The 10,081-nt window shown below is 70.3% G+C and carries 12 protein-coding genes; 4 read left to right on the forward strand and 8 right to left on the reverse strand.

Annotated elements, in window-relative coordinates; all coding sequences use genetic code 11:
* The 8 genes from ACIA8G_RS42245 to ACIA8G_RS42280 all read right to left on the reverse strand — a co-directional run bounded on the left by ACIA8G_RS42245 (nucleotide 1) and on the right by ACIA8G_RS42280 (nucleotide 5,575).
* The gene (locus tag ACIA8G_RS42245) at nucleotides 1-1,185 is read right to left on the reverse strand and encodes an SPFH domain-containing protein (protein ID WP_396424515.1); all 1,185 of its coding nucleotides are present in this window, start codon (nucleotides 1,183-1,185) and stop codon (nucleotides 1-3) included.
* A gap of 44 nt (nucleotides 1,186-1,229) precedes the next feature.
* Nucleotides 1,230-1,655, reverse strand: coding sequence for an NfeD family protein (locus tag ACIA8G_RS42250; protein ID WP_396424453.1), 426 nt, complete (start codon nucleotides 1,653-1,655; stop codon nucleotides 1,230-1,232).
* A gap of 42 nt (nucleotides 1,656-1,697) precedes the next feature.
* On the reverse strand, nucleotides 1,698-2,510 hold the full coding sequence (locus ACIA8G_RS42255; protein WP_396424454.1) for a DUF3097 domain-containing protein: 813 nt from the start codon (nucleotides 2,508-2,510) through the stop codon (nucleotides 1,698-1,700).
* A gap of 9 nt (nucleotides 2,511-2,519) precedes the next feature.
* Entirely contained in the window at nucleotides 2,520-3,230 is a 711-nt protein-coding gene (locus tag ACIA8G_RS42260) for an aminoglycoside phosphotransferase family protein (RefSeq protein WP_396424455.1), read from the reverse strand.
* A 5-nt stretch (nucleotides 3,231-3,235) separates the two neighbouring features.
* Nucleotides 3,236-3,658: a hypothetical protein gene (locus ACIA8G_RS42265; RefSeq protein WP_396424456.1), complete on the reverse strand. Its 423-nt coding sequence runs from the start codon at nucleotides 3,656-3,658 to the stop codon at nucleotides 3,236-3,238.
* A 135-nt stretch (nucleotides 3,659-3,793) separates the two neighbouring features.
* On the reverse strand, nucleotides 3,794-4,195 hold the full coding sequence (locus tag ACIA8G_RS42270; protein ID WP_396424457.1) for a nuclear transport factor 2 family protein: 402 nt from the start codon (nucleotides 4,193-4,195) through the stop codon (nucleotides 3,794-3,796).
* Between the two features lie 23 nt (nucleotides 4,196-4,218).
* Nucleotides 4,219-5,007 carry an SCO1664 family protein gene (locus ACIA8G_RS42275; protein ID WP_396424458.1) on the reverse strand — a complete coding sequence of 263 codons (789 nt, stop codon included), beginning with the start codon at nucleotides 5,005-5,007 and terminating at the stop codon, nucleotides 4,219-4,221.
* Nucleotide 5,008: 1 nt separating this feature from the next.
* A complete protein-coding gene (locus tag ACIA8G_RS42280; protein ID WP_396424459.1) occupies nucleotides 5,009-5,575 on the reverse strand; it encodes a DUF3090 domain-containing protein in 567 nt (188 codons plus the stop codon).
* Nucleotides 5,576-5,653: 78 nt separating this feature from the next.
* Here ACIA8G_RS42280 and ACIA8G_RS42285 point away from each other — a divergent pair, with 78 nt between their 5' ends.
* From ACIA8G_RS42285 to ACIA8G_RS42300, 4 genes are all read left to right on the forward strand, one after another.
* Nucleotides 5,654-7,540 (forward strand): prolyl oligopeptidase family serine peptidase, encoded by a 1,887-nt coding sequence (locus tag ACIA8G_RS42285; protein WP_396424460.1) that lies wholly within the window; start codon nucleotides 5,654-5,656, stop codon nucleotides 7,538-7,540.
* On the forward strand, nucleotides 7,537-8,385 hold the full coding sequence (locus ACIA8G_RS42290; protein ID WP_396424461.1) for an LD-carboxypeptidase: 849 nt from the start codon (nucleotides 7,537-7,539) through the stop codon (nucleotides 8,383-8,385). The genes ACIA8G_RS42285 and ACIA8G_RS42290 overlap by 4 nt, the downstream gene beginning before the upstream one ends.
* Before the next feature lie 13 nt (nucleotides 8,386-8,398).
* Nucleotides 8,399-9,112, forward strand: a complete 714-nt coding sequence (locus ACIA8G_RS42295; RefSeq protein WP_396424462.1) for a poly-gamma-glutamate hydrolase family protein — start codon at nucleotides 8,399-8,401, stop codon at nucleotides 9,110-9,112.
* Nucleotides 9,113-9,177: 65 nt separating this feature from the next.
* Nucleotides 9,178-9,975: a poly-gamma-glutamate hydrolase family protein gene (locus tag ACIA8G_RS42300; RefSeq protein WP_396424463.1), complete on the forward strand. Its 798-nt coding sequence runs from the start codon at nucleotides 9,178-9,180 to the stop codon at nucleotides 9,973-9,975.
* Nucleotides 9,976-10,081: the final 106 nt, after the last annotated feature.

Consider the following 10,081-nt stretch of genomic DNA (forward strand, 5'->3'; position numbering starts at 1 on the left):
TCAGACCTGTTCGTCCGGCTGGTGCAGTGACCGGGGCTGCTCGGCTTCCAGCTCCGGGAGCGGGGACCCGGCGGCGACCGGCTTGGGGATGCTCAGCGGGCTGGGCACTTCCTTGCGGGCCACGGCCTCCGCGGCCGCGACGGCGGCGGCGACGGCGGGGTCCGGTGCGGTGTCGAACCACTCGGCGACCGACGCGTCGTCCTCCTCCGGCCTGGGCCGCTGGTCGGTGTCGGCCGGCGGCTCGTAGCGGAACACGCCGTCGTCACCGGGGGCGCCGAGCATGCGGGCGAAGCCTTCGAGGGCCTTGCCGAAGTCCGACGGGATCATCCAGACCTTGTTCGCGTCGCCCTGCGCCATCTGCGGCAGCGTCTGCAGGTACTGGTACGCCAGCACCTCCGGCGTCGGCTTGCCGTCCTTGATCGCGCCGAAGACCTTCTCGATGGCTTTGGCCTGACCCTGCGCCTGAAGGTAGCGGGCGGCACGTTCACCCTGTGCCCGCAGGATCGAGGACTGCCGCTCGGCCTCGGCGGTGAGGATCGCGGCCTGCTTGGCGCCCTCGGCGGCGAGGATCTGCGACTGCTTCTGGCCCTCGGCCATCTTGATGGACGACTCCCGCTGGCCCTCGGCGGTGAGGATCATGGCGCGCTTCTCGCGGTCGGCGCGCATCTGCTTCTCCATCGAGTCCTGAATGGACGGTGGAGGGTCGATCGACTTCAGCTCGACGCGGGCCACGCGCAGGCCCCAGCGGCCGGTGGCCTCGTCGAGCACGCCGCGCAGCTGACCGTTGATGTGGTCACGCGAGGTGAGGGTCTCCTCCAGGCTCATGCCGCCGACGAGGTTGCGCAGCGTCGTGATGGTGAGCTGCTCGACACCGACGATGTAGTTGGAGATCTCGTACACCGCGCTGCGCGGCTCGGTGACCTGGAAGTAGACGACCGTGTCGATCGAGACTGTCAGGTTGTCCTGGGTGATCACCGGCTGCGGCGGGAACGACACGACCTGCTCGCGCAGGTCGATGCGGGCCCTGACCTTGTCGATGAACGGGACGATGATGTTCAGGCCGGGTGCCGCGGTGTTGCGGTAGCGGCCGAGGCGTTCGATGACGGCGGCCTGCGCCTGCGGGATGACCAGCACCGATTTGATGGCGATGGTCAGCACGAAGATGGCGATTACGGCCACGACCACAGCGGTGATCGGGTCCAACTCGGTTCACACCCTCCTGGGAGCGGTCATACCGCGGCGATCACCACGGCCATCGCGCCCGAGATCTCGACAACTGTGACGGCGTCGCCTTCTTCGATCACGGACCCGTCGAGGGTGCGTGCGCTCCAGGTGTCGCCGCCGATCTTGACCTGCCCGCCGTGCTCGTCCACCCGGGACACCGCGACGGCCCTGCTGCCGAGCAGCGCCTCGTGGTGCATCCGGATGCCGGAACCGAGCTGCAGCCGCTTCTTGAGCAGCGGCCTGGCTCCGACGATCAGGCCGACCGACGAGGCCGCGAACACGAGCACGCTCACCAGGTCTCCGACACCCAGCGCGGTCACGCCCGCCGCGGCCAGCGCGGCGGCGCCGAGCATGACCAGCACGAAGTCACCGGAGAGAACCTCGGCGACGACGAGCAGTATCCCGACGATCAGCCAGATCAGCGCGGCCATGGGCCCATACATACACCAACGTGAGGCACCCGGCGCCAAGATTCACCGTGCTGGTCCCTCGACCGTGACGAAATCGATCAACCGCTCGACCGCGCCGAGCAGATCGGGCTCGATGTCGCGGTAGTTCCCCACCGCGGTGAGCACCCGCTGCCAGCCTTCCCACGTCTCGCCCCAGCCCAGCCTGTCGCAGACGCCCTGCTTCCAGTCCGTGCCGCGCGCGATCACCGGCCAGGCCTCGATCCTGAGCGCCTGGGGCTTCACGGCCTGCCAGATGTCGATGTAGGGGTGGCCGGTCACCAGGACGTTCTCGTCGCGGACCTGGTCGACGATGCGCTGTTCCTTGGAATTGGCGACGAGGTGGTCGACCAGGACGCCGAGGCGGCGGTTCGGGGCGGTGCCGAACTCCTGGATGCGGTGCGGGAGTTCGTCGATGCCGTCGAGGGGTTCGACGACGATGCCTTCGACGCGCAGGTCGTGGCCCCAGACGCGTTCGACGAGCTCGGCGTCGTGTTTGCCCTCGACCCAGATGCGGCTGGCCTTGGCGGTCTGGGCGCGCAGCCCTTCGACCTTGACCGACCCGGACGCGCTGACGCGGGGTTTCTGTTGCTGCGGCGCCGGTTTGACCAGCGTCACCGGCTGGCCGTCGACGAGGAACCCGGCGGGCGTGAGCGGGAACAGGCGGTGCCGGCCGTGGCGGTCCTCCAGGACGACGTGGCCGTGTTCGAACTTCACGACGGCGCCGCAGAAACCGCTGGCGGGGTCCTCGACGACCAGGCCGGGCTCGGCCTCGATCTCGGGGACCTTCTTGCGTTTCGGCGTCGAGAGGATGTCGCGGCCGTAGTCGTGGGAACGCACGCGCGAACCCTAGCCGTAGAAGGGTTTGAAGGCGGTGAGCCACTCGTGGACGCGGTCGAGGTCGACGTCGGCGCCGTGCAGATCGTAGCCGCCGTGCACGAAGTCCATCCAGTCGACCGCCGGGTCGCCGACGCACGCGCGCGGGTCGATCGCCACCGGGCCGTGCGGGCCTTGCAGGACGTTGCCGGGGTGCATGTCGCCGTGCAGCAGCACGGACGGCACGTTGTCGTCGGCGAGTTTGCGGGCACGGTGGTGTTCGGTGGCGTAGTAGCTGCCGGTGCGCCGGGTCAGCACGGTCTCGAACAGGAAGTCGACCCGCGTTTTGAGCGGCGGGAAGCCCGCGGGGTCTGCCCGGTGCAGCTGCGGCACGACCAGAGCGGGATCGTGGGCCTCGGTGCCGGGCGTGATCGTTTCGAGCAGCAGGGCGCCGCGGGCGAGGTCGGTGTCGAGCAGGCCGACCATCGCGGGCGTGTCGGCCCAGGCGGTGAGCGCTTTGGCTTCGTGGGCGGCGATGTCGTGGTCGGGCGTCACCTTCAGCACGGCGCTGGTGCACCGGAAGGTGGCGCCGGTGCCGCCGGGCATGAGTTCGACGACGGTGAGGCCCCAGCGGGCGGTGAGGGCGGAGATCAGGTCGGGCAGTGTGTCGATCCACCCGGTCACGCTGTCGCCGAAACGTCTGATGAGCCGGGCTCTGGCAGCGTCGTCGATGTCGTCGATCACCCAACTCAGGCTAGCGATCCCGCGCCCGCCTGTCGGCGGATTTGGTAGTCCGCGAGCGCCGGGCGCCACAGCGCGTTGGCATCGAAGCAGGTCGCCAGCAGGCGCAGGTCCGCGCCGTCGCCGGCGATGGCGACCTTGCCGTCGATCACCCACCGGTTGACCGGCAGCAGAGGCACGGGCCAGCCGACGATCACGAGCCGGTCGCACACCAGGCGCTGCAGGCGGCCGCCGTCGTTGTCGACGATGACCGCGGGGGTGTCGAGGTCGAAGTCGCGGACGGTGGCCAGCGGGTAGCGGTGCACGCCGGCGGGCGCGTCGGTGCTGGGGCCGATGAGGTGGACCGGCCCGAATCGTCGCGCCAGGCACGCCGCGGCCAGCGCGCCGAGGCCGGCCGCACCGACCACGACGATCCGTTCGAAATGAGCCATGTCAACCATTTCCCGCATTCACAAATCAAATGTTCACGCAGGTCAGAACCCCCGTGATGACGATAGGACCGCAATGATCCGCGCGTCAATCCGGGTTTATCTCAATTGGTTGTGACAGTGGGCGCGCAATAGCGCCTAGCGGGAGGTGCGGACCAGCGGCAGCAGTGGCCGGACGGTGCGGTGGGCGATGCGCAGGCCGTGCTCGGTGCGCCGGTAGGTGTCGGTGTTCAGGACGGTGACCAGGGAGGTGCTGCCGTCCTTGTACATCATCTCGGCGCGCAGGTAGTACGTGCCGGTCGCGCCGTCGGGATCGACCAGGTGATTGGAGACGGTGTGCGCGGTGTGGGTGGTGAGCTCGAAGATCGCCCGCCAGAACCCGCGGATCGCCTCGCGGCCGGTGAGCACGGGCAGGTCGATGGCGGTGGCGTCGAAGACGGCGTCCTCGGTGAAGACCTGGTCGATGCCGTCGTCGGTGACGGTGTCGAGCAGCAGCGCGTAGCGGTGGGTCAGGGCGCGGATCTCGTCGATGTCGCTCACACGACTCGACGCTACCGGGACGCTCAGAACGCGGGCCACGGAATGGCGGGCCAGTCCCCGGACGGCTCCGGGAACACCCCCGCCGCGAGGAGCTTGTCGGTGCGTTCGCCGACCGCGCGGACCTCGGCGCGGGTGAGGTGGTCGTGCAGCGTCTCCCCCAGCTCGCCGTCGAGCGACGATCTGAGGCGCCGCAGCGACTCCAGCACCTCGGCCGGCAGGGGTTCGCGGGCCCAGCCCCACAGCACGGTGCGCAGTTTGGGTTCGGCGTGCAGGCAGATGCCGTGGTCGACGCCGTACACCGAGCCGTCCAGGGCGTGCAGGACGTGGCCGCCCTTGCGGTCGGCGTTGTTGACGACCACGTCGAACGCGGACATCAGGGCGATGCGCGGGTGGTCGGCGTGCACGAGCACGGCGGGGTCGCCGAAGCGGTCGTGGGCGTGGAAGACGGGGATCCAGCCGGGTTGGACGTCGTCGACGCCGATGATGTCGACGAGCTCGTCCTCTTCGCGGGTCTCGATCCACAGCTGGACCATGCCGCTGCCGAACGGGCCGGGCCGCAGCACCGTGGGCGGCACCAGGTGCAGGCCCGCGGCGGCGGAGATCAGGTAGGTGGCGACCTCACGGCCGGCGAGGGTGCCGTCGGGGAAGTCCCACAGCGGCCGTTCCCCGCGCACGGGCTTGTAGACGCACTGGGCCTCGGCGCCGTCCAGCGTGATCTTGCAGAACAGTGTCGCGTTGGAGGCGTCGACCAGACGGCCCTCGACCTCGATGCGGCCGTGGGTCAGCAACTCCACGGCCGCGGAGGTGTCCACGTCAGTCTTCTTCGGTGCGGCGGTAGCCGTTCTGCCGCGGGCAGATGTGGCCGTCGGGGTCGAGCGGTTCGGCGCACAGGGGGCAGGGTTTGCGGCCGGCGTTGACGACGCGGTCGGCGCGCTCGGCGAAGGCGCGGGCGGCGACCGGGCTGAGGAAGACCCGCACGGCGTCGGGGCCCTCCTCGGTGTCGTCGAGCACGACGGCCTCGTCGACCTCCTCCTCGGAGACCGCGAGGAGCTCGATCACGACGGCTTTGGACTCGGCGTCCCAGCCCAGTCCCATGGTGCCGACGCGGAACTCCTCCTCGACCGGTACGTCGAGCGGCTGGGTGTCGAGGTCGTCCGGTGGCGCGTCGTCGGGGACGTCGTCCCCGAAGCGGCGGTGCACCTCCTCGAGCAGCGAGCCGATGCGTTCGGCGAGGACCTGTACCTGCTGCTTTTCCAGGGCGACGCTGATCAGCCTGCTCTGCTCTGAGGCCTGCAGGTAGAAGGTGCGGTCGCCGGGCTGCCCGACGGTTCCTGCGACGAACCGGTCGGGGGCGCGGAATACGTGGATGACACGAGCCATGGCAGTAACGACCCTAGGCCACGGGGAGATCGTCGGCAGGTCCTCCCCCACCAAACACTCCGCGTATAGGGTCGGGTTGTGGTGAAGATCGCTTCGTACGGGACGTGGACCTCGCCGATCGCTGCCGGCGACACCTCCAAGCCGGGGGGTGGGTTCCAGTGGGCCGACCTGCACGGCGAGCAGGTGTGGTGGGCGGAGAGCCGACCGGCCGAGGCAGGCAGAGTGGCGCTGGTGCGCGATGGCGTGGACGTGCTGCCCGCGCCGTGGAACGCCCGCAACCGGGTGCACGAGTACGGCGGCCGGCCGTTCGTGGTGCTGGCGCCGGACAGGGTGGCGTTCACGCATTGGGACGACCAGCGGGTGTACGTGTTCAACCCCGACGACCCGGCGCCGGTGGCGCTGACCGAGGAACCGCAGCGCCATCACGGGATCCGTTATGCCGACCTGTCCGCGGGTCCGGACGGTGAGGTGTGGTGCGTGCGGGAGACGATCACCGGTGACGCGCGCACGGACGTGCGCCGCGAGCTGGTGGCGATCACCGCGGCCGGTGAGGTGCGGGTGCTGGGGGCGTCGCACCACTTCATGACCGGCCCGAAGATCAGCCCGGACGGCACGAAGTACGCGTGGATCGGCTGGGACCACCCGCAGATGCCGTGGGACGGCGCCGAGTTGTGCGTGGCCGATGCCGGTTCGTCCGATTTCCGGGTGCTGGCGGGGTCGAGCACGGAGGCGGTGTGCCAGTTCGAGTGGGAGGGCGACTCGCTGCTGACGCTGACCGATCCGGACGGCTGGTGGAACCTGTTCCGCGTCTCGCTCGACGGCACGCGCAAGAACCTGGCTCCGTGCGAGGAGGAGCTGGGCGGGCCGATGTGGCGGCTGGGCAACCGCTGGTTCGCCACGCTGGCGCCGGGCCGCTACCTGGTGGTGCGCTCGGGGCACCTGGCGGTGCTCGACGAACGCTCCGCGACGGTGACCGACGTGGAGACCGACCTGCCGACGTGGGTGCCGGACCTGTCGGTGCGCGACGGCGTGGTGGTGTGCGGCGCGGCCGGTCCCACCTCGGAGTTCGCGGTGGTGAGGCTGGACCTGTCCAACGGTGAGCTGACCTATCTGACCGGCGGTGAGTCCTTGCCGGAGGACGCCTACGTGCCGGTGCCGGTCGAGCGGATGTTCGGCGAGATCCCCGCCTACGTCTACGCGCCCGCCAACCCCGATTTCGCCGCGCCCGAGGGTGAGCTGCCGCCGTACGTGGTGCACGTGCACGGCGGGCCGACCGGGCGGGCGCTGCCCAAGCTCGACTCCGACATCGCCTACCTCACCAGCCGCGGCATCGGTGTGGTGGCGGTGAACTACGGCGGTTCCACCGGTTATGGCCGGGCGTTCCGGGAGCGGCTGCGCGAGCAGTGGGGTGTCGTGGACGTGGAGGACTGCGCGTTCGTCGCCCAGCAGCTGGCGAAGGAGGGCATCGCGGACCCGGCGAGGCTGGGCATCCGGGGCGGCTCGGCGGGCGGCTGGACGTCGGCGGCGTCGCTGACGTCCACGGACGTCTACCAGTGCGGCATGGTCGCGTTCCCGATCCTGGATCTGGCGGGCTGGACGTCGGAGGGCGGCGAGACGCACGACTTCGAGTCCCGCTACGTCGAGGGCCTGGTCGGCACGCTGCCCGAGGCCGCGGACCGCTACCGCGATCGTTCGCCGTCGACGAAGGCGCGGTCGGTGGCCGGCCCGGTGCTGCTGTTGCAGGGCCTGGAGGACGAGATCTGCCCGCCGGAGCAGGCCGACCGGTTCGCCGCGGACCTGGCCGGTTCGGGGATCCCGCACGCCTACCTGACCTTCGAGGGCGAGCAGCACGGCTTCCGCAAGGCCGAGTCGATCAAGCGGGCGCTGGAGGCGGAGCTGTCGTTCTACGGGCAGGTGTTCGGGTTCGTCCCGCCGGGTGTTCCGGTGCTGGAACTCTCGGAGTGAGTCTGCTCCGGCCGGGTGACCGGGTCGCGCTGGTCTCGCCGGCGGGCCCGGCCGATCCGGAGCTGGTCGCCGCGGGGGTGGCGGTGCTGCGGTCGTGGGGCCTCGAGGTCACCACACCTGTGGTGCAACCCTGGTCGCTGGCCTATTTGGCGGGGTCGGACGCGGCGCGGGCCGCCGAGTTCGTGTCGGCGTGGTCCTCTGAGGTCGAGGCCGTGTTCTGCGTGCGCGGCGGCTACGGGTGTCTGCGGATGACCGACCTCGTGCCGTGGAAGGACCTGCCGCCGCGGGTTTTCGTGGGCTCGTCGGATGTGACGGTGCTGCACGCGGAGCTCAACGCGGCGGGGATCGCGACGGTGTTCGGGCCGATGCCGGGCACGCACGCGTTCGCCGGTGATCCGCTGGCCCAGGCCCGGTTGCGCGACGTGCTGTTCGAGGATGCCCGGTCGTGGACGTCCGGGACGCCGGTGGTGCCGGGGACCGCGCGCGGTGTGCTGGTGGGCGGGAACTGCGCGTTGCTGGCGGCGATGGTGGGCGGGCCGCGGTGGGCGCCGCCCGAGGGTGCGATCGCGTTGCTGGAGGACATCGGTGAGGAGCCTTACCGGCTGGACCGGATCCTGACGCAGCTGCTGCGGGCGGGGTGGTTCGACGGGGTGTCGGGGATCGTGCTCGGCTCCTGGGCGGACTGCGGGGATGTCTCGCCGGTGCTGCTGGACCGGTTGCTGCCGCTGGGGGTGCCGGTGCTGGGAGACTTCGGGTTCGGGCATTGCGCTGGTCAGTGGTCGTTGCCGCTCGGAGCGCCGGCGGTGCTGGACGTGTCGGCGAGGACCCTGAGCGTGATTGGTTAAGCTTCCGCCCGCCATGAGACCCCAGCCTCAGTGGACGGCGTTAGACGTCTACGCGTCCAACTCCGACCTCTACGCCGACCCCCGACTGGTGGAACGGGTGGACTACCGGCGTCGCTTCAAGCGGCACCGGCCCCGCACGCCGTCCGTCGTACTCGCCCCGCACGGTGGCGGTATCGAGGTCGGCACGTCCGAGTTGTGCCTCGCCATCGCGGGTTTTCATCCCGGCACGCGCGTGCCGATCGGGCAGACGCACGACTACTGGATGTTCGAGGGCCTGCGGGCTTTGGGCAATGACGAGCTGCATGTGACCTCGTCGAACTGCGACGACCGTGTAGCCCGCACGCTCGTGTCCGGTGCGTCGCACGCTCTGGGCTTGCACGGCTGCACGGCCGCGGCGGCGGGGCTCGCCGATCACGACCGGGCGGTGCTGGTCGGCGGGCGTGACGCGTTGCTGCGCCTGGAGCTGCTGACGCGACTGCGCCGCGCCGGGTTCCACACGATCGACGCGGTGGACCACCCGATCCTGGGCGGCTACGACCGGGCGAACATCGCGAACCGGACGAAGTCGCGGCAGGGAGCGCAGCTGGAGCTGACGACGCCGCTGCGGACGGCGATGTTCGCGGAGAACTCGCGGTCGGATCGCCGGCACACGACGACTGAGGTGTTCTGGGGCTTTGTGCACGCGTGCCGGGCGGCCATGGCTGCCCGTGAGGCTCTCAACAACTGAAAGTGTTCATCAACTGAGCACTTTCCGGCCGCACCCCGAACGGTTTACCCCCTAAATTTTTGGTCATGGGGACTTCCAGGCGTGTGTTTCTCGGGTTGGTGGCCGCTACGCCGCTGCTGACCCGTTGTGTGACGGCGTGTGCGGCCGCGGGATATGCCTCTTACAGCGAGATCTACCGGGATCCGGCGTTGCACGAGGGCGTGGACTGGGGGCGCCGGATGGTGCGGCACCCTGCTTTTGATCGCACTGCTTTCGGGCGCACAGTGGTGTTCGCGCCGCACGGGGGCGGGATCGAGCCGGGGACCTCGGAGCTGGCGCTGGCGGTCGCGGGCTATCACCCGGCGACCCTTGCCGCCTCGGGTGCGGTGCAGGACTACTGGATGTTCGAGGGGCTGCGGGCTTCGGGGAACGCCGAGCTGCACGTGACGTCGACGGGTTGCGATGATCACTACGCGCGGTCGCTGGCGGCGGGTGCGTTGAACGCGGTGGCGTTGCACGGGTGTTCGGTGACGGAGGCGGAACGCGACTGGCGGCCGTTGCCGAACCCGGCGTGTGCGCTGGTGGGCGGGGCGAACGCGGACCTGCGGGCGCGGGTGGTGTCGGCGTTGACCGGTGCGGGGATCTCGGCGGTGGACGCGTCGTCGCATCCGACGCTGGACGGCACGGATCCGGGCAACATCGTGAACCGGACGTTGCTGGGTGCCGGGGTGCAGGTGGAGACCACCACGCCGTTGCGGGCGGGGATGTTCACGACGAACACCGGTGCGCAGCGCAAGCACACGACGACGGCGCTGTTCTGGGACTTCGCGGGCGCGGTGCGGTCGGCGGTCGCGGGGCTGGAGGCGACGCAGGTGATCCTGTAGCCAAGGCGCGGTAGCCAAGGCGCGGTAGCCAAGGCGCGGTAGCCAAGGCGCGGTAGCCAAGGCGCGGTAGCCAAGGCGCGGTAGCCAAGGCGCGGTAGCCAAGGCG

Source organism: Lentzea sp. NPDC051213, assembly GCF_044455585.1.
In the GTDB taxonomy this organism is placed as follows: Bacteria; Actinomycetota; Actinomycetes; order Mycobacteriales; family Pseudonocardiaceae; genus Lentzea.

Bases quoted from the DNA above. Each gene is read 5' to 3' on its own strand.
- ACIA8G_RS42300 (WP_396424463.1), top strand. From the start codon at position 9,178: ATGGGGACTTCCAGGCGTGTGTTTCTCGGGTTGGTGGCCGCTACGCCG.
- ACIA8G_RS42295 (WP_396424462.1), top strand. From the start codon at position 8,399: ATGAGACCCCAGCCTCAGTGGACGGCGTTAGACGTCTACGCGTCCAAC.
- ACIA8G_RS42250 (WP_396424453.1), bottom strand. From the start codon at position 1,655: ATGGCCGCGCTGATCTGGCTGATCGTCGGGATACTGCTCGTCGTCGCC.
- ACIA8G_RS42265 (WP_396424456.1), bottom strand. From the start codon at position 3,658: ATGGCTCATTTCGAACGGATCGTCGTGGTCGGTGCGGCCGGCCTCGGC.
- ACIA8G_RS42280 (WP_396424459.1), bottom strand. From the start codon at position 5,575: ATGGCTCGTGTCATCCACGTATTCCGCGCCCCCGACCGGTTCGTCGCA.